This is a genomic window from Pelomonas dachongensis (assembly GCF_043555865.1).
GTDB lineage: Bacteria > Pseudomonadota > Gammaproteobacteria > Burkholderiales > Burkholderiaceae_C > Pelomonas > Pelomonas dachongensis.
The window spans coordinates 23,384-47,960 of sequence record NZ_JBIGHY010000012.1 but is presented as its reverse complement, the minus strand read 5'-3'; the positions used below and the strand labels follow the sequence as shown (position 1 = coordinate 47,960).

Annotated in this window: 16 protein-coding genes; 7 read left to right on the top strand and 9 right to left on the bottom strand. The window is 70.4% G+C overall.

The genetic code is table 11. The features are described from left to right. Positions 1 to 85 precede the first annotated feature (85 nt). Positions 86 to 1,129, bottom strand: a complete 1,044-nt coding sequence (locus ACG02S_RS23330) for a sensor domain-containing diguanylate cyclase (protein ID WP_394472899.1) — start codon at positions 1,127 to 1,129, stop codon at positions 86 to 88. 42 nt (positions 1,130 to 1,171) lie between these two features. After that, a complete protein-coding gene (locus ACG02S_RS23325) occupies positions 1,172 to 1,642 on the bottom strand; it encodes an Lrp/AsnC family transcriptional regulator (RefSeq protein WP_394472898.1) in 471 nt (156 codons plus the stop codon). Positions 1,643 to 1,754: 112 nt separating this feature from the next. On the opposite strand from ACG02S_RS23325, the gene ACG02S_RS23320 reads away from it, so the two are divergent. The 5 genes from ACG02S_RS23320 to ACG02S_RS23300 all read left to right on the top strand — a co-directional run bounded on the left by ACG02S_RS23320 (position 1,755) and on the right by ACG02S_RS23300 (position 11,014). Continuing rightward, complete coding sequence (locus tag ACG02S_RS23320) at positions 1,755 to 5,285, top strand: indolepyruvate ferredoxin oxidoreductase family protein (RefSeq protein ID WP_394472897.1); 3,531 nt, start codon at positions 1,755 to 1,757, stop codon at positions 5,283 to 5,285. 57 nt (positions 5,286 to 5,342) lie between these two features. Next, complete coding sequence (locus tag ACG02S_RS23315) at positions 5,343 to 5,510, top strand: DUF2256 domain-containing protein (RefSeq protein ID WP_394472896.1); 168 nt, start codon at positions 5,343 to 5,345, stop codon at positions 5,508 to 5,510. Then, positions 5,503 to 7,032 (top strand): cryptochrome/photolyase family protein, encoded by a 1,530-nt coding sequence (locus ACG02S_RS23310; protein WP_394472895.1) that lies wholly within the window; start codon positions 5,503 to 5,505, stop codon positions 7,030 to 7,032. Before ACG02S_RS23315 ends, ACG02S_RS23310 begins: the two co-directional genes overlap by 8 nt. A gap of 81 nt (positions 7,033 to 7,113) precedes the next feature. Further along, on the top strand, positions 7,114 to 9,834 hold the full coding sequence (locus ACG02S_RS23305; RefSeq protein WP_394472894.1) for a sensor domain-containing diguanylate cyclase: 2,721 nt from the start codon (positions 7,114 to 7,116) through the stop codon (positions 9,832 to 9,834). A 43-nt stretch (positions 9,835 to 9,877) separates the two neighbouring features. Then, entirely contained in the window at positions 9,878 to 11,014 is a 1,137-nt protein-coding gene (locus ACG02S_RS23300; RefSeq protein ID WP_394472893.1) for an ABC transporter substrate-binding protein, read from the top strand. Positions 11,015 to 11,122: 108 nt separating this feature from the next. Here the strand turns inward: ACG02S_RS23300 and ACG02S_RS23295 are convergent, their stop codons facing one another. Further along, positions 11,123 to 11,566 (bottom strand): Lrp/AsnC family transcriptional regulator, encoded by a 444-nt coding sequence (locus ACG02S_RS23295; RefSeq protein WP_394472892.1) that lies wholly within the window; start codon positions 11,564 to 11,566, stop codon positions 11,123 to 11,125. An 85-nt stretch (positions 11,567 to 11,651) separates the two neighbouring features. On the opposite strand from ACG02S_RS23295, the gene ACG02S_RS23290 reads away from it, so the two are divergent. Beyond that, positions 11,652 to 12,245: a LysE family translocator gene (locus tag ACG02S_RS23290; protein WP_394472942.1), complete on the top strand. Its 594-nt coding sequence runs from the start codon at positions 11,652 to 11,654 to the stop codon at positions 12,243 to 12,245. 347 nt (positions 12,246 to 12,592) lie between these two features. Further along, the gene (locus ACG02S_RS23285) at positions 12,593 to 15,109 is read left to right on the top strand and encodes a S8 family serine peptidase (RefSeq protein ID WP_394472891.1); all 2,517 of its coding nucleotides are present in this window, start codon (positions 12,593 to 12,595) and stop codon (positions 15,107 to 15,109) included. On the opposite strand, the gene ACG02S_RS23280 is transcribed toward ACG02S_RS23285, so the two are convergent. The 6 genes from ACG02S_RS23280 to ACG02S_RS23255 all read right to left on the bottom strand — a co-directional run bounded on the left by ACG02S_RS23280 (position 15,081) and on the right by ACG02S_RS23255 (position 24,571). Next, a complete protein-coding gene (locus ACG02S_RS23280; RefSeq protein WP_394472890.1) occupies positions 15,081 to 16,010 on the bottom strand; it encodes a transglutaminase family protein in 930 nt (309 codons plus the stop codon). The genes ACG02S_RS23285 and ACG02S_RS23280 overlap by 29 nt on opposite strands. After that, the gene (locus ACG02S_RS23275) at positions 16,001 to 18,649 is read right to left on the bottom strand and encodes a circularly permuted type 2 ATP-grasp protein (protein WP_394472889.1); all 2,649 of its coding nucleotides are present in this window, start codon (positions 18,647 to 18,649) and stop codon (positions 16,001 to 16,003) included. Before ACG02S_RS23275 ends, ACG02S_RS23280 begins: the two co-directional genes overlap by 10 nt. 94 nt (positions 18,650 to 18,743) lie before the next feature. Then, on the bottom strand, positions 18,744 to 19,592 hold the full coding sequence (locus tag ACG02S_RS23270; RefSeq protein WP_394472888.1) for an alpha/beta fold hydrolase: 849 nt from the start codon (positions 19,590 to 19,592) through the stop codon (positions 18,744 to 18,746). A gap of 247 nt (positions 19,593 to 19,839) precedes the next feature. Beyond that, entirely contained in the window at positions 19,840 to 20,163 is a 324-nt protein-coding gene (locus tag ACG02S_RS23265) for a CopG family transcriptional regulator (RefSeq protein WP_394472887.1), read from the bottom strand. Positions 20,164 to 20,201: 38 nt separating this feature from the next. Further along, the gene (locus ACG02S_RS23260) at positions 20,202 to 23,630 is read right to left on the bottom strand and encodes a transglutaminase family protein (protein ID WP_394472886.1); all 3,429 of its coding nucleotides are present in this window, start codon (positions 23,628 to 23,630) and stop codon (positions 20,202 to 20,204) included. Between the two features lie 8 nt (positions 23,631 to 23,638). Further along, on the bottom strand, positions 23,639 to 24,571 hold the full coding sequence (locus tag ACG02S_RS23255) for an alpha-E domain-containing protein (RefSeq protein ID WP_394472885.1): 933 nt from the start codon (positions 24,569 to 24,571) through the stop codon (positions 23,639 to 23,641). Positions 24,572 to 24,577 lie beyond the last annotated feature (6 nt).

Here is a 24,577-nt window from a genome sequence, read left to right as displayed (position 1 = left end):
AGCCGGCCCGCCAGGGCGATGTGCGTGCGGCTCGACGCCGCATGCTTCGCCGTCCCCTCGGGGGAGCGGCTGGGCACACCTGCGTTCAGCAAGGCGAGACCGGACGGGGGGCCTGGTGTTGCGATGCGTGGCGGCGCTCGAGCTTGACGCGGTACATCGCGGCGTCTGACCGGCGCAGCGTTTCCTCGGCGCTGGCCTGCAGCGGGTCCATGCAGACGACGCCCACGCTGGCGCCGCCGTAGTCCAGCTCGGCAGCACCCGTGCTGTAGTGCCCCTCGCTGACGCTCATCAGCCGCTGGCGCAGCTGTTCGGCTGCGGCTTCGCAGTTGTCGTCCAGGCGCGGCCCCAGGCCCACGACGAGGAGCTCGTCGCTGCCCATGCGCGCCAGCACGTCGCCCTTGCGCAGCACGGCCAGCAACCGCGTCGACACGGAGCGCAGGAACTCGTCGCCCGCGGCGGGGCCGTGGCCGTCGTGGATCTGCTTGAAGCCGTCCAGATCGATGGCGCCCGCCATCAGCCAGCAGCCCGTGCGCTGGGCCAGCGACGTGAGCCGCGTCAGCTCCACCAACAGCGCGCGGCGGTTGGGCAGGCCGGTCAGCGCGTCGGTCAGCGCCTGCGTTTGCAGCTCGTTGTTGGCCTGCTGCAACTGGCCGACCAGCCGCTCGCGCGCGACATGCTGTTCGATGAGCCGCGCGAACAAGCTCAGCACATGCTGGGCCTCGACGCTCAACGTCTGGCGCTGCGAGCTGGCCGCGCACAGCGTGCCGTACAACCGGCCGTCGTCGGTGCGCACCGGCGTGCTGACGTAAGTCTGTATGCCCAGGTCGCGCGCGGCGCCGGAGTCGCCCCACACGCTGCTGACGTCGTCGGTGAACGGCCGGCCCTCGTCCAGCGCCCGCTTGCACAGCGTGTCGCCCCAGGGCACGGACAGGCCTTCAGGGATCTGCAGGTCGCGCGAGTTGCGGGCGTAGATGACATGCTGCAGCCCCTGCGCCAGGTCCACCGTGGTCAGGTAGGTAGATTCCAGGCCCGTCACCGCCTCCAGCATCTCCAGCAGCGGCCGGGTCAGATCTTCCAGCGTACGAGCTTGTTGAACGGAGTGGGACAACTGGGCAAAGAAGGTATCCATGGCGATCCCGCGAGTGGCTACCCGCCCAACTGTAGGCACAGCTCAGGCCACCGGCAATGCCGTCTCGTACTTCACCTCGCGCAGCACCACGTTGCTGCGCACGCTGGCCACGCCGGGCACCTTGAAAATGTGCTGCTGCAGGAACTGGTCATAGGCCTTCATGTCGGCGGCGACGACCTTGATGACGTAGTCCGAATCGCCGGTGATGGCATGGCATTCGATGATCTCGCGCCGTGTGCCGACCAACTGCTCGAACTGCTCCACCGCGCCTTCGCTGTGCCGCACCAGGCTCACCTGGGCCAGCACCAGGATGGACAGGCCGACCTTCTCGCGGTCCACCAGCACGACCTGGCCCCGGATGACGCCGCGCTCCTCCAGCTCCTTCACGCGCCGCCACACCGGCGTGGCAGACAAGCCCACCCGCTCCGCCAGCGCCTGGGTGGACAGCCGCGCATCGGCCTGCAGCACCTCGAGGATCTGCAGGCTGGCACGATCGAGTTCATTCATTTCCATGTTTGGCACCTTTTGAGATGAATCATCTCATCGACCGCGACATCGCTAGGCATTGAGGCAATTTCCTCCGCGCCAGGAGAGGAAGAATTTCCGCCCCCACAAGGAGCTTTCGATGACCAACCCACTGCGCCCCTACCAGCTCAGCGACAACCTGGCCGCCGACGCAGGCGCCGTGTTCCTGACCGGCACGCAGGCGCTGGTGAGGCTGCTGCTGGCGCAAAAGAAGCTCGACGAGCGCGCCGGGCTGAGTACGGCCGGCTTCGTTTCCGGCTACCGCGGCTCGCCGCTGGGCATGGTGGACCAGCAGCTGTGGAAGGCTAAGAAGTTCCTGGACGCGGCGCACATCGAGTTCCTGCCCGCCATCAACGAAGACCTCGCCGCCACCGCGTGCCTGGGCGTGCAGCGCGTGGCGCTGGACCCGCAACGCACCGTCGATGGCGTGTTTGCGATGTGGTACGGCAAGGGCCCGGGCGTGGACCGCTCGGGCGACGCGCTCAAGCACGGCAATGTCTACGGAACGAGCCGCCAAGGCGGCGTGCTGGTTGTCGTGGGTGACGACCACGGCTGCGTGTCCAGCAGCACGCCGCACCAGAGCGACCAGGCGCTGCAGGCCTGGAGCATGCCGCTGGTGCACCCGGCCAATGTGGCGGAGTACCTCGAGTTCGGCCTCTACGGCTGGGCGCTGTCGCGCTTCTCGGGCGCGTGGGTGGGCTTCAAGGCGATCTCCGAGGTGGTCGAGAGCGGCATGACGGTGGACCTGGACGCCGTGCCGCTGGACTTCGAGCACGCGGTCGAACACGTCGCACCGACCGACCTGCACATCCGCGCCGTCGACCTGCCCTCACTCGAACTGGAATCGCGCCTGGCGCACAAGCTGGACGCGGTGCGCGCCTTCGCCCAGCTCAACAGCATCGACAAGCACATCGTCACCAGCCCGGCCGCCACCTTGGGCATCGTGACCGTCGGCAAGGCGCACTACGACTTCATGGAAGTGCTGCGCCGGCTGGACCTGGACCCGAACGCCTTGGCCGCGGCCGGCGTGCGCGTCTACAAGGTGGGTCTGGTGTTCCCGCTGGAACCCACACGCATCGTCGAGTTCTGCAGCAACCTGACCGACGTGCTCGTCATCGAGGAGAAGGGGCCGGTCGTCGAGCGCCAGATCAAGGAGCTGCTCTACCACCTGCCGGAGTTCCAGCGCCCGCGCGTGGTGGGCAAGACCGATGAACACGGTTCGCCGGTGCTGAGCGCCCTCGGCGAGCTGCGCCCCAGCCGCATCATGGGCACGGTGGCTGACTGGCTGGCGCGGCTGAACCCGGCGCTGGACCGTCGCCATTTGGTGGTGGACTTCCTGACACCTTGTCTGCTCAGCAACGCCGCCGACGGCGTGCGCCGCCAGCCCTACTTCTGCTCGGGCTGCCCGCACAACACGTCAACCAAGCTGCCCGAGGGCTCGCGCGCGCTGGCCGGCATCGGCTGCCACTTCATGGCCAGCTGGATGGAGCGCGGCACCTCGGGCCTGATCCAGATGGGCGCCGAGGGCGTGGACTGGGCCGCCCACAGCCGCTTCACGAAGGAGAAGCACGTCTTCCAGAACCTGGGCGACGGCACCTACTACCACTCGGGCTATCTGGCCATCCGGCAGGCCATCGCGGCCAAGGCCAATATCACCTACAAGATCCTCTACAACGACGCGGTGGCCATGACCGGCGGCCAGCCGGTGGACGGCCAGACCAGCGTGCCGCAGATCGCGCGGCAGGTGGAGGCCGAAGGCGTGAAGCGGCTGGTGGTCGTGTCCGACGAGATTGGCAAGTACGACGGCCACCACGCCCTGTTTCCGGCAGGTACGACCTTCCACGACCGCAGCGAACTGGACGCCGTGCAGCGCGAGCTGCGCGACATCGAAGGTGTCACGGTGCTGATCTACGACCAGACCTGCGCCGCCGAGAAGCGCCGTCGTCGCAAGAAGGGCGAGTTTGCGGACCCACCGAAACGCATCTTCATCAACGAGGCCGTCTGCGAAGGCTGCGGCGACTGCGGCGTGGCCAGCAACTGCCTGAGCGTGGTGCCGGTCGAGACCGACTGGGGCCGCAAGCGCGCCATCGAGCAGAGCAGCTGCAACAAGGACTTCTCCTGCGTCAACGGCTTCTGCCCCAGCTTCGTGTCGGTGCACGAGCCGGTGCTCAAGAAGAAGGCCGGCGCGGCCTACACGCCGCAAGACCTGGCCCGCGAGCTCGCCGCCATCCAGCCGCCCGTCGCCTGGGATTGGACCGGCCCGTTCGACATGCTGGTCACCGGCGTCGGCGGCACCGGCGTCGTGACGGTCGGCGCGCTGGTCACGATGGCCGCCCACCTGGAAGGCAAGCAGGCCTCGGTGCTGGACTTCATGGGCTTTGCACAAAAAGGCGGCGCGGTGCTGAGCTTCGTGCGCGTGGCGCCCACGCCCGACCTGCTCAACCAGGTGCGCATCGACACCCAGCAGGCCGACGTGCTGCTGGCCTGCGACATGGTGGTGGGCGCGTCGCCCGACGCCTTGGGCACCGTCAAGGCGGGCCGCACCGTCATCCTCGCCAACACGCACGAGCTGCCCACGGCCGGCTTTGTGCGCAACCCCGACGCCTCGCTGCAGGCGCCGTCGCTGCTGGACAAGATGCGCCACGCTGTCGGCAATGACGCGCTGCTGGACCGCATCGATGCGCAGGACATCGCCCAGCGCCTGATGGGCGACACGCTGCCCAGCAACATCGTCATGCTGGGCGCCTGCTGGCAGCGTGGGCTCGTGCCCGTCAGCGAGGGGGCGCTGATGCGCGCCATCGAGCTGAACGGCGTGGCCGTAGACGCCAACAAGACTGCCTTCGCGCTGGGCCGGCTCGCGATCGCAGCACCCGACGCCGTCGCCCGGCTGGCCGGCGATGTCAATGTCGTGAAGCTGTTCAACTTCGATCAGCTCGACGGTGCAGACGGCCTGATCGAGCGTCGCGCGCAGTTCCTGACCGACTACCAGGACGCCGCCTACGCACAGCGCTACCGCGGGCTCGTGGAGCGCGTGCGCGCGGCCGAGACGAAGCTCGGCAAAGGCCAGCGCCTGACGCAGGCCGTGGCCCGCTACCACGCCAAGCTGCTGGCCATCAAGGACGAGTACGAAGTGGCGCGCCTCTACACCGACGGCCGCTTCATGGCCGCCATGAAGGACCAGTTCGAGAACTGGCAGTCCTTGAGCTTCCATCTCGCCCCGCCGCTGATCTCCAGGCCCGGCGCCGACCGCCGCGCGAAGAAGATCGAGCTGGGTTCGTGGACCTTCACGGCCTTCAAATGGCTGGCGAGGTTCAAGCGCTTGCGCGGCACGGCGATAGACCTCTTCGGCAAGACCGCCGAGCGCCGCATGGAGCGCCAGTTGATCGTCGACTACGAAGCGCTGATCGACGAGATCCTGGCCTCGCTGACCGCCGACAACCTGAACACTGCCGTCGAACTGGCCCGGCTGCCCGAGAAGATCCGTGGCTACGGCCATGTGAAGCATGCCAACGTCGTCGCGGTGAGGCAGCAGTGGGCAGCCCTGCTGGACCGCTTCCACGGCCGCGCCGTGGAGGTCGCCGCGCAGCCGGTGGCGATGCCGGTGCGCGTGAAGGGCGTGGCCGAGCTCTGACCCGGCGGAAGCCGAGCAGGCCGCGGGGCCTTGCCGGCCTGCCTATGCTGCGCGCCCATGCGCGAAGAAAAAGGCCACCGAGGCAACAAGGCCAGACTGCCCAGCAAGCCCTGCCTGGCCTGCGGCCGGCCCATGAGCTGGCGCAAGGCCTGGACCAAGAACTGGGCCGAGGTGAAGTACTGCAGCGAGCGCTGCCGCCGCGACAAGGGCAGCGCCCATGCGTGACCTGGTGCTGGTGCTGGGCGACCAGCTGGACCTGGCCTCGTCCGCCTTCGACGGCTTCGACGCTGCGCGGGACGCCGTCTGGATGGCCGAGGTGGCCGAGGAGTCCACGCATGTGTGGAGCAGCCAGCCGCGCATCGCGATCTTTCTGGCCGGCATGCGACATTTCGCGCAGGCGCTGCGCGACGCCGGCCGCCCGCTGCACTACCGCCGGCTGGACGACCCGGGCACGCGCGAAAGCCTCGCCGCGCAACTGAGCATCGACATCGCCGCGCTGCGGCCGCAGCGCCTGGTGCTGACCCGCCCCGGCGACTGGCGCGTGCTGCAGGCGCTGCAGGCGGTGGCCGCCGACGCCGGCCTGCAGCTGGACCTGCGCGAGGACCACCACTTCTTCACCACGCCGTCCGACTTCGCCGCCCACGCGCGCGGCCGCCATGGCCTGCGGATGGAGTACTTCTACCGCGAGCAGCGCCAGCGCTTCGGCATCCTGATGGACGGCGGCCAGCCGCTGGGCGGCGCCTGGAATTACGACGCCGAGAACCGCGAGGCCTTCGGCGCGCAAGGTCCCGGCTTCGACATGCCGCAGCCGCCGCGCTTCGAGCCCGACGCCATCACCCGCGAGGTCATCGCGCTCGTGCGCGAGCGCTTTGCCAGCCACCCCGGCCGTCTGGACAGCTTCGCCTGGCCGCTGACGCGCGCCCAGGCCTTGCAGGCGCTCGACGCCTTCGTCACCGAGCGGCTGCCGCTGTTCGGCCCCTACCAGGACGCCATCTGGCCCGGCGAGCCCTGGCTGTACCACGCGCAGCTGTCCGCCGCGCTCAATCTCAAGCTGCTGACGCCGCAGGAGGTGGTGGCCGCGGCCGAGCGCGAGGTGCGCGCGGGCCGCGTGCCTGTCGCCAGTGGCGAGGGCTTCGTCCGCCAGATCCTGGGCTGGCGCGAGTACGTGCGCGGCATCTACTGGACCCGCATGCCCGGCTATGCCAACGCCAACGCGCTGGACGCCCGGCGCGACCTGCCCGCCTGGTACTGGAACGGCGACACCGACATGGCCTGCCTGCGTGACGCCATACAACAGACGCTGGATCACGGCTACGCCCACCACATCCAGCGCCTGATGGTGACCGGGCTGTTCGCGCTGCTGTACGGCGTCGAGCCCCGGCAGCTGCACGGCTGGTATCTCAGCGTCTACGTGGACGCGGTGGAGTGGGTGGAGCTGCCCAACACGCTGGGCATGAGCCAGTACGCCGACGGCGGCCTGATGGCCAGCAAGCCCTACATCGCCAGCGGCAAGTACATCGCGCGCCAGAGCCCGCTGTGCGATCGCTGCCGCTACCGGCCGGATGAGCGCGTGGGCGAGCGGGCCTGCCCGTTCACGACGCTGTACTGGGACTTTTTGCTGCGTCACGAGGCCCGCTTCGCAGACCACCCGCGGCTGGCGCTGCAGGTGCGCGGCCTGGCGCGCGTGAACGAGGCCGAGCGCGCGCGCATCCGCGCCCAGGCCGAGGTGCTGCGCGCGCTGCCCTGACTGAACGTTCGCGCGGCCCCTGCTGACGCCCGCCAGCGGCCGTGCTTCAATGGCAGCACCCAAGCGACAGGAGACGGCGGCTTGCGCATCGGAGACGGCTATACCGGTCCGGACAGGGTCAGCACGACAGCGTGGGTGGCGTCGGCCATCGTGCTGTCGGTGGGCCTCGCGCTTACGGCCGCCGCCGCCATCTGGCAGCAGGTGCGTGCGCGCACCGAGGCCCAGGGCCTGCAGCAATACCAGATCGAGCGGCTGGAGGCCGATCTCGTCAAGCGCCTGTCCACGCCGGTCTACGGCCTCAAGGGGGCGCGCGCCGCGATGGCCGCGGTGGATGGCAAGCTCAGCCGCAGCGCCTTCACGGCCTATGTCGCGTCGCGCGAGCTGGCCCGCGAGTTCCCCGGCGTGCGCGGCTTCGGCTTCATCGAACGCGTGGAGCGCCAGCACCTGGACGCCTTCGTGGCTGCGCAGCGGCGCGATGACGGCGTGGACTTCCGCGTGCATGGCTCCCGCCCCGATGACCCCGTGCTCTACGTCGTCACGCAGATCGCGCCGCGCTCCAACAACCTCGCGGCCTGGGGCCTGGACTCCGGCGCCAACCCGGTGCGCCGCCAGGCCATCGAGCAGGCCATCGACAGCGGCGCCGTCACGCTGTCGGGCCCGCTGCCGTTGGTCCAGGCCCCGCTCAAAGGCTCAGGCTTCGTGCTGCTGGTGCCCGTCTACGCGCAAGGCTACGACCCTGGCACGCCCGAGAAGCGACGTGCCGCGCTGCTGGGGCTGCTGTACGCCCCGCTGGTGGCCAGCGAGCTGCTGGAGGGCGTGGCCAGCCAAGCCGCGCTGCTGCTGGACCTGAAGCTGTCGGTGCGCCAGGTCGACGGCGAGTTCCTGCCGCTGCTGGCGGCCCGTGCCGGCGCCATGCTGCCCATGAGCGAGATGAACGACCACTCGCTGGCGAACGCGCCGATGGTTGACACGCGCCGGTTCGACATTGCCGGCCGGCCCTTCGAGCTGCAGGCGGCGCTCAGGGACGACGCGGCGCGCCGGCTGATCGGGCTGTCGGGCCTCGGCATCCAGATCGGGGGCGCACTGCTGAGCCTGCTGCTGGCGGTCACCGTCTGGCTGCTGGCGGCCGGACGCATGCGGGCCGAGCACCTGGCACGCGGCATGACAGCCGACCTTGCCCGGCTCGCCATGGTGGCCAGCCGCACGACCAACGCGGTCATCATCACCGACGCGCAGCAGCGCATCGTCTGGGTGAACGAGGGCTTCACGCGGGTGACCGGCTACGGCACCGACGAGGCCCTCGGCCAGCGGCCGCACGCGCTGCTGCACTCCGAGCGCACCGATGCCGACACCTGGCACGGCATGCAGGAGGCAATAAGCGTGGGCCTGGGCTGCGAGGCAGAGCTGGAGAAGCGTACCAAGGACGGCCGGGATTACTGGGCAGAGGTGGAGATGCAGCCGCTGTTCAACGACGCCGGCGAGCTGAGCGGCTTCCTGCACATCGAGTCCGACATCACCGCCCGCAAGGCCTTGCAGGCCCAGGCCGACGAAGCGCGACAAAGCCTGCAAGACCTCTACGACAACGCCCCGTGCGCCTACTACGCGCTGGACCGGGACGGCCGCTTCCTGCAGATCAATGCGCTCGGACAGAAGTGGCTGGGCGCGACCGCCGAGGAGCTCATCGGCCGGGCCAGCTCCGCCGACTTCCTGGACGACGAAGGCCGCGCCGCGTTCGCGCGCGTCTTCCCACGCTTCATGCAGGAAGGCCGCGTCTCCGACCTGGAGCTCAACCTGATCGGCCGCGACGGTCAGCGGCGCCGCGTCAGCCTGTCGGCCACCGCGGTCTACGGCCCGGACGGCGAGTTCGTGCGCAGCCGCTCGGTGATGTTCGACATCACGGAGACCCACCTGATCCGCCAGCGCCTGCAGCAGCTGACGCTGGACCAGGAGGCCATGCTGGAGAGCGACCTGGTGGGCATCGCGAAGCTGCGCCACCGCCGCACGGTCTGGCGCAACCCGGCGCTGGAGCGCATGTTCGGCTATGCCGACGGCGAACTGCTGCACGCGCCGGCTCGCCAGCTCTACGCCGACGACGCGTCTTACGACGCGCTCGGCGCACAGGCCTACCCGCAGCTGAGCGCGGGCCGGCGCTTTCGCACCCAGCTGCAGATGCGGCGCAAGGACGGCTCGCTGATCTGGGTGGACTTGTACGGCGTGCAGCTGCCCGGCAGCGGCGACGAGACGCTGTGGATGATGGTGGACATCACGCAGAGCAAGGCGCACGAGGCCCGCATGGAGCATGCCGCGCTGCACGACGCGCTGACCGGCCTGCCCAACCGCCTGCTGCTGGCCGACCGGCTGCGGCAGGCCCTGCATCTGGCGGAGCGCGGCGGCCAGGTGTTCGCGCTGGCCTTCCTGGACCTGGACGGCTTCAAGCAGATCAACGACACGCAAGGCCACGACGCCGGCGACGAGGTGCTGAAGGCCGTCGCCGCGCGCCTGCAGGCCGGCCTGCGCGCCACCGACACGGTGAGCCGCCTGGGCGGCGACGAGTTCGTCGTGCTGCTGTCGCCGCCCACCGCGCCCGCCGAGGCCGGCGTGGTGCTCGGCCGCCTGCTGGAGGCGCTGAGCCAGCCCATCACGCTCGCCAGCGGCACGGCCGTGGCGGTGGGCAGCAGCCTGGGCGTGGCGCACTACCCGGCCGACGGCCGCACCGCCGATGCGCTCACCCGGCACGCCGATGAAGCCATGTTTGCCAACAAACGCGCACGCCGGCCACGCACAAGCGCGCCCGAGTGCTGATTTTTCACTCGGCACAATCAGTCCTATCCCTGATCATCGACCCATGCAGACCCGTCGCCGCTTTCACCAACTCGCGCTCGCAGGCCTGGCCATGCCGGCTGCCTCGTTTTCCACCTTTGCGCAGGACCGCCGTGGCATCGTGCTCGGCCAGTCGGCGCCACTCACCGGCCCGGCCGCGCAACTGGGCCTGCAGATGCAGCTGGGCGCGAAGGCCTACTTCGACACCGTCAACGCGGCGGGCGGCGTGCACGGCGTGCCCGTCACCTTGAAAACGCTGGACGACGGCTACGACCCCGCACGCTGCAAGGCCAACACCGAGAAGCTCATCCAGGACGACGTGTTCGCGCTGTTCGGCTACGTGGGTACGCCCACCTCGGTGGCGGCCCTGCCGCTGGCCACGGCCGCCAGGGTGCCGTTCATCGCGCCCTTCACCGGCGCGGAGTCACTGCGCGACCCGTTCAACAAGCTGGTCTTCCACATCCGCGCGAGCTACTTCGACGAGACCGAGCTGATCGTCAAGCAGCTCACACAGCTGGACATGAAGAAGATCGCCGTCTTCCACCAGAACGACGCCTACGGCCAGGCCGGCCTGAAGGGCGTGATGCGCGCGCTGGAGAAGCGCGGCCTCAAGCCCACCGCCGTGGCCACCGTGGAGCGCAACAGCGTGGACGTCTCTGCAGCACTGAAGACGCTGCTGCCCAGCCAACCCGAGGCCATCGTGCAGATCGGCGCTTACAAGGGCTGCGCCGCGTTCATCCGCGAGGCGCGCAAGGCCGGCTACTTCGGCCAGTTCTACAACGTCTCCTTCGTCGGCACGCAGGCGCTGGCGGACGAACTGGGCAAGGACGCCGCCGGCGTGGTCATCTCGCAGGTCATGCCGTCGCCCTTCGGCACGGCAGCCGGGCTGGTCAATGACTACCAGCAGGCCCTGCAGCGCCTGGACGGCAAACCCGAGCCGAACTACACCAGCATCGAGGGCTACATGGCCGCGCGCGTGTTGGTGGACGCATTGCGCCGCGCCGGCCCCAAGCCCTCGCGCGAAGCCCTGGTGGGGGCGCTGGAATCGCTGTCGGGCTACGACGCACGCGGCTACCGGCTCAACTTCTCAGCGGGTAAGCACGTCGGCTCCAGCTTCGTCGAGCTGTCGATGCTGACGGCGGACGGCAAGGTGCGGCGCTGACAGGCCTCTCACCCGCTGAACGCGGCGAGCCCGGCCGGCACTCCGGAAATACGACCATGCCTGCCGTTTGGGGTGCAGCCCGGCGCTCGGCCTGCACCGCGACCCACCTCACCCTCGGCCATCCTTGGGCGAGTCCATGACGATGTAGCTCGTGATCATGCTGACCTGCGGCAGCCCGCCCAGCACGTCGGCATGGAAGCGCTTGTAGGCCGGCAGGTCTGCCACCTCCACGCGCAACAGGTACTCGAACGCGCCCGTCACGTTGTGGCACTCGCGCACCGCCGCGCAATCGCGCATCGCCTGCTCGAAACCCTGCTGCTCTCCCAGCGTGTGGCGCGACAAGCCGATGGCCACGTACGCCACGAAGCCCACGCCCAGCTGCGCCGGGTCCAGCACGGCTCGGTAGCCCTTGACGACGCCCAGCCGCTCCAGCTCCTGCACTCGGCGCAGGCAGGCGGACGGACTGAGCGCGATGCGCTGGGCCAGCTCCGCGTTCGTCACGCGGCCATCGCGCACCAGCTCGCGCAATATTTTCTCGTCTATGGCATCCATGGCCGCACATGATTGCACAAGACTCCCACCACACGCTGAGAAACGCAAGCCCATGCCTGCATGCCTTGCCTACAGTGGCGGCCCCATGGACAGCGTCACCTTCAGCACCCTGGCCGCCCTCACCGGCTTCGCCTTCGTCACCTCCATCACGCCCGGCCCCAACAACCTGATGCTGCTCGCGTCCGGCACGCACTTCGGCTGGCGGCGCAGCGTGCCGCACCTGCTGGGCATCTCGTTCGGTTTCGGCGTGATGCTGGCGCTGATGGGCCTGGGGCTGGGCAAGGCTTTCGCCCGCGCGCCGGTGCTGCACGACGTGTTGAAGTGGGTGAGCCTGGGCTACCTGCTGTACCTCGCTTGGCGCGTGGCCACGGCCGCACTTCCGGCGGCGGGCGACCCGGGCCGCAACCGCCCCATGGGCTTCGGTGCGGCAGCCTTGTTCCAGGTCGTCAACCCGAAGGCATGGGCGATGGCGCTGACCGCCGTGACGGCCTACGGCGAGATGGGCATCGCCGCGATGACCACGGTGTTCGTGCTGGTGAACCTGCCGTGCTGCGGCTCGTGGGCGCTGCTGGGCGTGCAGATGCGCCGCTGGCTGCATCGCCCGCACGCGCTGCAGGCGTTCAACTGGGGCGCGGCGGCGCTGATGGTCCTCTCAGTGCTGCCGCTGCTGCGCGGCTGAAACACGTACGGCGGCCACGCGGGCGGGTCTGGCATCGCTCGTGCCAGTACACACGGCGTTAAGCCGTGATCGCAGCCGGGTGCTGACTGCCGCGACGAGAGACGCGCTCATACCCCAGCAAGTCGCCCGCCGCGAACCCCTCTTGCGACGCTCGCTCCGCTGACTGCTACCGCCACGTGGCGCGCGACGATGGTGGCGAAGTCGATGGTGCTGGCGGTCGGCAAACACGACGCGCGTTAAGAACCACCGCCTTCGGCGCGCTTGTGTCCACCGCGACACACAGCGGCATCGCACCCGACACGCTTGCACGGCAGCATTCAAGTTCTGCTGTCCTGCCGGAGCCGCCCGTGCCTGCCCCTGTCACCGCTTCTGCCGCTCTCCGGTGTCTCGCCCCGGCCTGGCTCGCGCTCGCCGCGCTGGCCGCCGTGCCGCCTGCACTGGCGGACACGCCCGCCGCGCCCGAAGGCGTCATCGTCAAGTTCAAGGCGCTGGGCCCGCTGATGCGCGCCGCACGCGAGCGCGGTGAGCGCGGCCCGCAGCACGCCGCCATGCTGGCCGCGCGCCACGCCCTGGGGCTGCGCGACGGCCGCATGATCGACGCGCGCAGCCAAGTAGTGCGCAGCGACGGCACGCTCACCGCGGCAGCGCTGGCCGCCCGGCTCGCGAAGGACGCCGACGTGGAGTACGCCGTGCCGGACGGCCGCCGTCGCGCGCTGGCGCTGCCCAACGATCCGCTGCTGCCCGCCAGCACCGGCGCCGCGCTGGCGGCAGGCCAGTGGTACCTGCAGCCGGCGGACGCCACGCTGGTGTCCGCCATCAACGCGGTGGGCGCGTGGGCGATCACCACGGGCAGCGCCAGCATCGTGGTGGCCGACATCGACACCGGCGTGCTCGGCGCCCACCCCGACCTCGCCGCCAAGCTGCTGCCCGGCTACGACTTCATCGCCGCTGCCAGTGCAGCCGGCGATGGTGGCGGCCGGGACGCCGATGCCAACGACCCCGGCGACTGGACCAGCGCCGGCCAGTGCGGCAGCGGCGAAGCCGCCACCAACAGCAGCTGGCATGGCACGCAGACGGCGTCCATCATCGGCGCGCAGACGAACAACGGCGCTGGCATGGCCTCGGTGGGCTACGACGTGAAGCTGCTGCCCGTTCGCGTGCTGGGCAAGTGCGGCGGGCTGGACTCCGACATCATTGCCGGCATGCTGTGGGCCGGCGGCGTCAGCCGCTTGCCCAGTGCGAACCCGAATCCCGCCAAGGTCATCAACCTGAGCCTGGGCGGCAGCGGCAGCTGCAACGCGGCCTATCAAGACGCCGTGAACCAGCTCGTCGCGGCCGGTGTCACCGTGGTGGCGGCCGCCGGCAACGAGGAAGGCCTGGCGGTGGGCCTGCCGGCGAACTGCAGCGGCGTCATCGCCGTGGCCGGGGTGCGCCACGTGGGCACCAAGGTCGGCTTCTCCAGCATCGGCCCCGAGGTGGCGATCGCTGCGCCCGGCGGCAACTGCGTCAACGCCAGCGGCGCCTGCCTCTACCCCATCCTTACCGCCACGAACAGCGGCACCACCACGGCCAGCACCAGTGGCTACACCTACAGCAACAGCAGCAACTACTCGGTGGGCACCAGCTTCGCGGCGCCCATGGTGGCAGGGGCGGCGGCGCTGATGCTGTCGGCCAACCCGTCGCTCCAGCCCGCGCAGATCAAGTCGATGCTGCAATCCGCCGCGCGCCGCTTCCCAGCGTCGGCCACCAACGCCAGCGTGCCCGTGTGCCGCGCGCCCACCGCCGTGGCGCAGGACGAATGTCACTGCACCACCTCCACCTGCGGCGCCGGCCTGCTGGACGTGGGCGCTGCGGTGGCCGCTGCAGCAGGCGCAGCCGCGCCCACCGCTAGCATCGCCGCCAACGCCACCAGTGTGGCGGCGGGCAGCACCGTCACGCTGGATGCCGCCGCCTCCACAGCGCCCGCCGGCCGCAGCATCACCGGCTGGCAATGGACGCTCGCCGCCGGCAGCGGCATCGCCGCCTTCACCGGCGCCACGAACACGGCCACCGCGAGCCTCAAGACCAGCGGCGTCGGCAGCATCACCGTGCAGCTCACGGTGACCGACAGCGCCGGCAAGCAGGCCAGCAGCAGCACCACGCTTACCGCCATCACGCCGGCCGCGCCCACGGCCACGCTGGTCGCCTCGGCCACCACCGTGGCCGCGGGCAGCCCGGTCAGCCTCGATGCCAGCGGCTCGCAGGCCGCTAACGGATTCGCGATCACTGGCTACCAGTGGAGCATCGCCGCCACGCCGGTCAACCTCGCCAGCTTTACCACCGCCACCAACGCCAGCACTGCCGCGCTCGCGACGCTGGGCAACAGCAGCGGCACCGTGGCCGTCACGTTGACCGTGACCGACTCGCTGGGCCGCACCGGCACCGCCAGCACCACCGTGGCCGTGACGGGGCTCGGCCCGACCGCCGCCATCGGCACGGCGGCCACGTCGGTGGCGGCTGGCAGCACGGTGAGCCTGGACAGCACCGGCTCCAGCGCGCCCACCGGCCGCACGCTGGCGGGCTACCAGTGGAGCCTGACCAGCGGCAGCGCCATCGCGGCCTTCAGCGGCAGCACGACAGGGCCGACAGCCACCGTCACCACCAGCGCCACGGGCACGTTCACGGTGCAGCTGACGCTCACCGACAGTGCCGGCGCGCAGGCGACGAAGACGCAGACGATCACTGTGACGGCGCCGGCAGCCGCCGCCGGTACGTCCAACAGCGCGGGCGGCGGCGGCGGGGGTGGATCGATGTCGGTGCTATGGCTGCTGGCGCTGGCCAGCGCGGCGGCGCTGCTCAGGCGTCGCCCACCGGCTCCACGGTGACGCCCACCCGCAACGTCGCCAAGCCGCCCCCACGCAACACGCCGCGCAGCGGGGCCACATCGGCGTAGTCGCGCCCCCAGGCCAGCGTGACGTGGTCCAGGTCGGCCGGCACGGCGTTGGTCGGGTCCAGCGCCAGCCAGCCCTGCTCGGGGCACCACAGCTCGACCCAGGCGTGGGAGGCATCGGCGCCCACCAGCTTCGGCGTGCCCTCGGGCGGGCGGGTCAGCAGGTAGCCCGACACGTAGCGCGCCGCCAGCCCCAGCGCGCGGCAGGCCGCGATGAAAACATGGGCGAAGTCCTGGCAGACGCCGCTGCGCTGCTTCAACGCGTCCGCCGCGCGCGTGGCGACCGTGGTGCTGTGCGGCAGGTAGCACAGGTCGGCGTGGATCTGGTGCATCAGCGACAGGCCGGCGGCAGCCAGCGTGCGGCCGGGCGAGAACGCGCGGCGCGCGTAGACGACCAGTGTGGCGTCCGGCGCGGCATAGGCCGAGGCGAGCGCGAACTCGTCGGCCTCCTGTAGCGCGCGGCCGGCGCGGTAGCGCAGGCCGGCGGCCACAGCCTCCCACGACGGACCGCGGTTGGGATCCGGCGCGGGGCGCGGCTGCAGCTCGACGACGAACCGGCTGTCCACCACCAGCTTCTCGTGCACGCGCGCATGTCCGAAGGTCAGGTGGCGATTGCCCCAGGGGTCGCGGCGCAGGTGGCGGGCCAGCTCGGCGGCATCCAGCTCCAGGCCGTCCACGCCCCAGCCGTCGGGCAGCGGATCGATGGTCAGCCGCCAGCCGGCGACGTGTTGCCACGGCGTGTGCTGCGGCGCCAGGCAGGCGGCGTGGTGAGCCCATTCCACCGAGTCCTCGTAGGTGTACTCGGTGACGTGGTGCACGCTGAGCTTCACTGCCATACGCGCTGCTCGGCCCCGATGACATGCGCGAAGTAACGCTGGCTGATCAGGCTGGACAGCTCGCCGGCCTGGTCGGCTGCGAGGCGCAGCCGCTCCACCAGCGCCGGGCCAGGCGCCGCCAGGTCGTCGAGCGGCCAGGCGTCGGGCATGGGCAGGTCGGCGGCGATGTCGGCGGCCCAGCCCGGGTCGTGGCGGGCCAGCTTGACGAAGCGCTCCCGCAGCGTGCGGGCCACCCAGCCCAGCGAACGCGGGTTCTCGGTGTCGTGCACCAGCAGGTGAAGCAACGGCGCGGCCTCGCGCCGCGCCTGGAACTGCGCGCGGTAGGTGATCGTGGAGTCGAACACGCCGAGCAGCAGCGCGAAGCCATCCTCGGTCAGGGCCAGGCCTTGCTCGAACACTTCGGCCAGCACCTCGGCATGGAAGGACAGCCGCTCCAGCTGGCGGCCGATGGAGAGCAACCGCCAGCCGTCGTCCCGCGTCATGCGGTCGGTCTGCGCGCCGGTGATGGCGGCCAGATGCGTGTCGGCGCGCGCCAGCACGGCCAGCACGTCGGTCACCGGCGTGGCGGTGCCGGGGCGGTCCAGCACGGCGCGCAGGTGCTGCTCGAACTGCGCCGCCGTCTCGTGGATGAGGCGCCAGGTCTCGGGCGACAGGCGCTCCCGCAGTGATTGCGCACAGCCCTGCAGCGCGCGCAGGTTCCAGCCCACGCTGGGCACGCCCGACACGGGCAGCAGCGCTGCCAGCAGCGCGCGCTCGAAGCCGCGCGGGTCGTCGCCGGCATGCGGCGCGTCGACGGCCAGCAGGCCATGGCGGCGCGCCAGCGTGTCCAGCAGCGGCAACATGGGTGGGGGCATGGCGCCCCGCTGCACCATGACGCTGGCCTCGATGATGGTGCGCGCCAGCCGTGCGCTGTTCTCGGCACGCTCGGTGTAGCGTCCCAGCCAGAACAGGTTCTCGGCGGCACGGCTGGTGACGGTCCAGTGCACGTCGCGCAGGTCGGCCGGCAGCAGCGGCTGGGCCAGCAACGTGGTCGGGTCCACCTCGCCGTCGGTCATGACCCAGGTGTCGGCACTCAGCGAGCCGCGCTGGATGGACAGCCACGCGTCGGCCAGCGGGTCGCGGCGCGGCGCCACGCGGGTGAGGCCGCCGGGCACGACCTTCCAACCGCCCTGCCCGTCGGTGAGCGCGAACACGCGCAGCACGGCCACGCGCGGCTCCAGCGCGCCGCGCGTCCAGACCGGCTGCTTGGTGGGCTTCACGCGTGCCTGCAGCGTGTAGGCGGTGGGCTCGGCGTCGATGCGCTCAGCCAGCTCGCGCCGCGCATCGCCGTCCAGCTCGGCGGCGACGATCGGGTTGAAGCTGCGCGTGGTGCTGCCCGACGAGAACGTGGGCACGACGATGAATTCCGCCAGCCGCGGGCGCAGCGCGCGCCAGGCACTCTCCTCACCGCACCACCAGCTCTGGATGGCTGGCAGTTGCAGCGGCTCGCCCAGCAGGCTCTCGGCCACGGCCGGCCAGAAGGCGGTGAGGCCGGGGCTTTCCAGCCAGCCGGCACCGGGCATGTTGGCGACGACCACCTCGCCCGCGCGTGCAGCCTGCAGCAGGCCCGGCACGCCCAGCATCGACTCGGGCCGCAGCTCCAGCGGGTCCAGCCACGTGTCGTCCACGCGGCGCAGCAGCACATGCACGCGCTCCAGGCCCGCCAGGGTCTTCAGGTAGACCTTGTCGGCTCGCACGGTCAGGTCGGCGCCCTCCACCAGCGTGAGGCCGAGATAACGCGCGAGGAAGGCCTGCTCGAAATAGGTCTCGTTGCGCGGCCCCGGCGTCAGCAGTGCCACCCGGCTGCGCTCGCCGGCGGGCGACAGCTTCTGCAGCGCCCGCAGGAAGTCGCGGTACGTCGCCGCCAGCCGCTGCACGGCCATCTGGCGGAATGCCTCGGGGAACTGCTGCGCAATGATGAGGCGGTTCTCCAGCACATAGCCCAGGCCGGACGCCGCCTGCGTGCGCTGGCCCACCACCCACCAGTGGCCGTCGTTGCAGCGAGTCAGGTCGAACGCCAGCATGTGCAGGTGCACGCCGCCAGGCGGCACGGTGCCGTGCATCTCTCGCAGGTACTGCGGGTGCGCCAGCACCAGCGACGCCGGCAGCAGCCCCTGCTGCAGCAGCCGGCGCTCGCCGTAGGTGTCGGCCATGACGGCGTCCAGCAGTCGGGCGCGCTGCAGCACGCCGCTCTCGATGTGTCGCCACTCGTCGGGCGCGATCAGCATGGGCAGCAGTTCCAGCGGCCAGTGGCGCGCCAGCGCGCTGCCGGCGCGCTCCTCGCCCGGCAGCGGCGGGCCATCGCTGTGCACGTTGTAGCTGGCGCCGTCCTCCAGCACGCGGCGCTGCACGCGCAAGGCCTTCGCCGATAGCTCCTGCCAGCCGGCGGCACCGCCGGCCGCAAAGAAGCGCTGCCAGCGCTCGGCCAGCGCGCCGTGCGGCTCGCCCGCTTCGTTGACCTGGCCCGTCAGCTCGTAGAAGTGCCCGTCGCGGCTGCGCAGCGCGGCCGACGTGGCCAGCGCGACCGGATCGGGCGCCAGCGCCTCTTCCGGTTCGTCGGGAAGCAGGCTCCACTGGCTGGGCGTGAGCTCGGAAGACATGGGGAAGAAGCAGCGGGGCGGGGTCGCGGAGACGACGAAAGGCATTGTCAAGCAATGTCCGCGCCGCGGTGGCCGCGCCCGCAGGCGCGCAGGGTCAGGTCGTGAAGAAGCGCCGCAGCACCGCTTCGGCGGCCTCGGGGTCGTCGCGCCACGCGCCATGGCCCACGCCGGGGAAGCGCTTGAAGCCGGCCAGCCAGCGCGAGGGGATGGCTGCAGCGATCTCGGCGGCATCCTCGGGCGGCGTGACTGGGTCTTCATCGCCCACCATCACCAGCACCGGGCATTGCACGTGTACCAGACCGGGTCGCAGATCCATGCCGGGCAGTTCGGTGCGGGTGTGCTCGAACAGGATCTCGGGCTTGAAAATCATCCAGCCGCCGGCGTCGGGGTTCTTGGGCTGGGTGTTGTAGAGGTGGCGGCAGTGCTGCTCGTACGCGGCCCAGGTGTCAGGCCCGGGGTGCTCCCAGAAGTCGCGCGTGGCCTGCGCAGCGGCCGGGCCGCCCAGGCGGCCGAAGCACTCCACCTTGCGCGGCAGACCGAAATGGTGCGACGTGCTGGACAGCACGACCTTGGACGCATGCGCGGGATGCCGCGCCAGGTAGCGCTGCGCGACGAAGCCGCCGAAGCTCTGGCCCAGCACGATGGGCCGCTGCACACCCAGCGCGTCGCACAGCCGCACGACGTCGTCGGCAAACACATCCAGCCGCATCTCGTCCAGCGGCCTGGGGCTGCTGCGGCCATGGCCGCGCTGGTCGTAGTAGACGATCTGGAACTGATCGGCAAAGCGGCTAAAGAAAGGCCGGAACCCGGTGTGGTCGAAGCCCGGGCCTCCGTGGATGAGGATCAGCGTGGGCTTCTCGCGCAGGCTGCGGCCATCGGGCACGAGGCCCGCGCCTTCGATGTCGACGAAGAGGCGGACGCCGGGTTGGATTTCGATGTGCATGGGTGAGGCGGGGCGAGGACTAACGGGACTCGCGCAGGTGGCGAACCGCCATGATCATCACGGTGTTGGCGGGTCTGATGTATCGGCACTGGGCCACGTACCCCGGGCGTCACGCCCGATGACGAGTTCGCGATGTTCGGGCGAAACGCGTCGGCCGATTTCCGGGGCATAGGTCAAGACGTCCAGAGTGGCCCGCAACTACCGCATGCGCTCCGGCTCGTTGTCCTGATCATGCGCCAAGAGGAAATCACGAATGCGGCTCAGGTCGCGCAGTGCACTCGCGGCCAGCTTGATCCGCGTCACAGAATCTTGCGCGGTACCGGACGTGGGACGCGACAGGCGCGGTCCGGTACGCCTTGGCTTCTTCCCAGTCAACGGCCTCGCCCGTCACCAGGAACTCCGCCCAGCGCGCCTTGCAGATGCGATCCATCTCGGCGTCGAACTCCGACTGCTCGACGGACTCGGTGACGGCATCGCGGAGGAAGGCGCGGGCGGTTTTGCCCGCCCGCTGCGCTGCGGCGCTCCCGCGCTCCTTCAGCTCGTCTTCAAGGCGGATCGTGGTGGTCGACATGCCCTGCTCCTGCGGACGAGTAGCGCAATTGTGCTGCATCACCCCACCTTGCGCAGGTCCAGCGTGAACGGGAACTCCAGGCTGCGCTGGGGCTCGCCCACCTCCACGCGGCCCGGCGTGTGGCCGATGGACGCGAAACGCGCCAGGCGCCGGCTCTCGGCCTCGTAGGCGTTGACGGGCAGGGTCGCGTAGTTGCGGCCACCCGGGTGGGCGACGAAGTAGCGGCACCCGCCCAGCGACTTCTGCTGCCAGGTGTCCACCAGGTCCAGCGTCAGCGGCGCGTGGATGCCGATGGTGGGGTGCAGCGCCGACTCCGGCAGCCACGCGCGGTAGCGCACGCCGCAGACGAACTCGCCGACGCGGCCGGTGGGCTGCAGCGGCAGCGGCTGGCCGTTGACGGTGATGCGGTGGCGCGGGTCGACCAGGCCGCTCACATGCACCTCCAGCCGCTCCAGCGACGCGTCCACGTAGCGCACCGTGCCGCCGGCCGAGCCCTCCTCGCCCATCACGTGCCAGGGCTCCAGCGCGCTGCGCAGCGTCACGTGCACGCCGCGCGACGCGAACTCGCCGACCTTGGGGAAGCGGAACTCCACGTGCGGCGCGAACCAGGCTGCGTCGAGCGCGTAGCCGGCCTCGTTCATGTCCTGCATTACGTCGGCGAAGTCGTCGCTGATGAAGTGCGGCAGCAGCCAGCGGTCGTGCAGCTCGGTGCCCCAGCGCACCAGCGGCGCGCGGTACGGCGTCTTCCAGAAGCGGGCAATCAGCGCGCGCAGCAGCAGTTGCTGCACGATGCTCATGCGCGCATGCGGCGGCATCTCGAAGGCGCGCAGTTCCAGCAGGCCCAGGCGGCCGGTGGTCGAGTCCGGCGAGTACAGCTTGTCGATGCAGAACTCGCTGCGGTGGGTGTTGCCGGTGACGTCCACCAGCACGTTGCGCAGCGCGCGGTCGATCAGCCACGGAGCAACGTTGTCGCCCAGCTTGTGGATCTCCCCTAACGCGATTTCCAGCTCACGCAGCTGGTCGTTGCGCGCCTCGTCCACGCGGGGGGCCTGGCTGGTCGGGCCGATGAACAGGCCGCTGAACAGGTAGCTGAGACTCGGGTGGTTGTGCCAGTAGGCCAGCAGCGAGGCCAGCAGACCCGGCTTGCGCAGGAAGGGCGAGTCCGCTGGCGTAGCACCGCCCAGCACGAAGTGGTTGCCGCCCCCGGTGCCGCTGTGGCGGCCGTCCATCATGAATTTCTCGCTGGACAGCCGCGTCAGGCGCGCGGCCTCGTACAGGAATTCGGTGTGTGCGACCAGCTCGCCCCAGTTGTGCGCGGGGTGGATGTTGACCTCGATGACGCCCGGGTCCGGCGTGACCGCCAGCAGCTTCAGCCGCGGGTCGCGCGGCGGCGGATAGCCCTCCAGCACGATCTTGAAACCCGTGTCCTCGCAGGCGGCTTCCACAGCCGTCAGCAGTTCCAGGTAGTGCTCCAGCTTTTCCAGCGGCGGCATGAAGACGTACAGCACGCCGCTGGCGCTGCCCTTCCTCTCGGCCGCCGGGCCATTGGCGCGCCGCGGGTCGCGGGCCTCGACGCACAACGCGGTCCGCGTGATCCAGTGGGCACTCTCGAAGCGCACCGGCGCGCTGGGGTCGGCCGACGCGCTCCACGGCGAGTCGCCCGGCGCGAAGCCGTTGCCCACCAGCGCGCCGCCATCGCGCGACACCCCCGGCGCCGGGCCAGCCGCCGTCACGCCCGGCACCTGCGTGCGCAGCGCGGCGGTGGCCGGCAGCGCGCCGCGCGGCGCGAACGGGTCCTGCTCGATCAGATAGGGGTAGTCGCCCTGGCTGACCCAGGGCAACGAGTCCAGCGGCAGCCGCCAGCCCATCGGCGAGTCGCCGGGGTGCAGGTACAGGCGGTCATCGCGCAGGAACCACGGCCCGGTCTGCCAGCGCGTGCCGGCCAGTGCGGGCGCGTCCCCGCTGTGCCGCAGCGGCAGCACGTAGCCCACGACGTGCGAGAGGCCTTGCTCGAACACGCGGCGCAGGCGCACGCGCTCCATCTCGTCGTCCACGCGCGAGTCGAAGGGGTCGACGTTGACCGGCAGGCGGCGCTCACGCCACAGGTAGTAGAAGGTGTCCTCGTAGCCAGGCCGCACATGCGTGTCGGGCAGGCCCAGGCGGCGCGTGAGCGCGCCCATGAAGGTGTTGGCGTCGTCGCTGGTGTACTGGTGGCCCTCGCGCTCGTCGGCGAACCAGTCGGGGTTGCGCCAGCAGGGCTGGCCGTCGGCGCGCCAGTAGATGGACAAGGCCCAGCGCGGCAGCTGCTCGCCCGGATACCACTTGCCCTGGCCGAAATGCAGGAAGCCGCCCTGGCCGTACTCGTCGCGCAGCCGGTGCGTCAGCTGCTGGGCGTAGAGCCGCTTGGTGGGGCCCAGTGCCTCGGTGTTCCACTCGGGCGCATCGCGGTCTTCCACGGCCACGAAGGTGGGCTCGCCGCCCATCGTCAGCCGCACATCGCCGGCCTGCAGTTCGGCATCGACCTGCTCGCCCAACTTCAGCACCTCGGCCCACTGGTCTTCGGTGTAGGGCTTGGTGACGCGCGGCGACTCGTAGATGCGCGTGACGCTCATCTCGTGGTCGAACTCGACCTCGCTCTCGTCCACGCCGCCGCTGATGGGCGCGGCGCTGCCCGGCGTGGGCGTGGCGGCCAGCGGGATGTGGCCCTCGCCGGCCATCAGGCCCGAGGTCGGGTCCAGCCCCACCCAGCCGGCGCCGGGCAGGTAGACCTCGCACCAGGCGTGCAGGTCGGTGAAGTCCACCTCGGTGCCGCTGGGGCCGTCCAGCGCCTTCTCGTCGGGCGTCAGCTGGATCAGGTAGCCGGACACGAAGCGCGCCGCCAGGCCCAGGTGGCGCATGACCTCCACCAGCAGCCAGCCGGAATCGCGGCAGGAGCCGGAGGCCTTTTGCAGCGTCTCCTCGGGCGTCTGCACGCCAGGCTCCAGGCGGATCAGGTACGAGACGCTGTTCTGCACGCGCTGGTTCAGGTCGACCAGGAAGTCGATGGTCGCGCGCTCGGTGCGCGGGATGTCGGCCAGGTAGGCCGCCAGCAGCGGCGTGGCCGGCTGTGCCTGCAGATAGGGCGCCAGCTCGACCTGCTGTGCCTCGTCATACGCGAACGGGAAGGTCTGCGCGTGCGGCTCCAGGAAGAAGTCGAACGGGTTGTAGACCGCCATCTCGGCGACCAGGTCCACCGTGACGGTGAACTCGGTCGTCTTCTCCGGAAACACCAGCCGCGCCAGGTAGTTGGCGAACGGGTCCTGCTGCCAGTTGATGAAGTGGTTCTCGGGCTCGATGCGCAGCGAGTAGCTGAGGATGGGCGTGCGGCAATGCGGCGCCGGGCGCAGGCGCACGACCTGCGGGCCGAGGGCGACCGCCCGGTCGTACTTGTAGCGGGTGACGTGCTTGAGGGCGACGTGAATGGACATGTCTGCCTTTAGACGAGGAAGTCTTTGCTGATGCCGCCACCCAGGTCGGCGACCTTGGCGAGGAAGTCATCGAGGTAGTTGTGCAGCCCGGTCGCGAGGATCTCGTCGATGCGGCCGAAATTCAGCTCGGCCTCCAGCCGGCCGGCGCGGCGCAGCGTCTCGGCGGACTGCGGGTTGGCCACGCGCTTGAGGTTGCCCACCAGCCGCGACGTGCAGTGCGCGAGCGAGCGCGGCATGTCCTGGCGCAGGATCAGCAGATCGGCCACCTTGTCGGGCTGGATGACGTTGCTGTAGACCTTGCGATAGATCTCAAAGCCCGACACGGAGCGCAGCACGGCGGACCAGTAGTAGAAGTCGCGCGCGGCGTCGCGCTCCGACGGCGCTTCGCTATCGTCGTAGAACTTCACGTCCAGCAGCCGCGCCGTGTTGTCGGCCCGCTCCAGGAAAGAGCCGATGCGGATGAAGTGGAAGGCCTCGTCCTGCAGCATGGTGCCCACGGTCACGCCGCGCGACAGGTGGCTGCGGTATTTGACCCACTCGAACAGCGCGCTCGGGTCGCGCAGCCAGTCGGCCTTCAGCAGCTTGCGGAACTCCAGCCAGGTCTGGTTGGTGGTCTCCCAGACCTCGGTGGTCAGCGCGCCGCGCACCGCGCGGGCGTTCTCGCGCGCCGCGCGCAGGCAGTTGAAGATGGACGACAGGTTGCTCTCGTCGGCGACGAAGAACTTCATGACGCTGCGCGCATCCACCGACGTGTAGCCGTGGGCGTGCAGCGCGTTCAGCTCCGAAATGGACAGCAGGCTGCGCCAGGTCTGCTCGGCGTCGATGGCGGCCTGCGGCTGCAGCGTGGTCTGGTAGGCGATGTCCAGCAGGCGCGCGGTGTTCTCGGCCCGCTCCACATAGCGCGCCATCCAGTACAAGTGATCTGCGGTTCTTGAAAGCATGTGTGC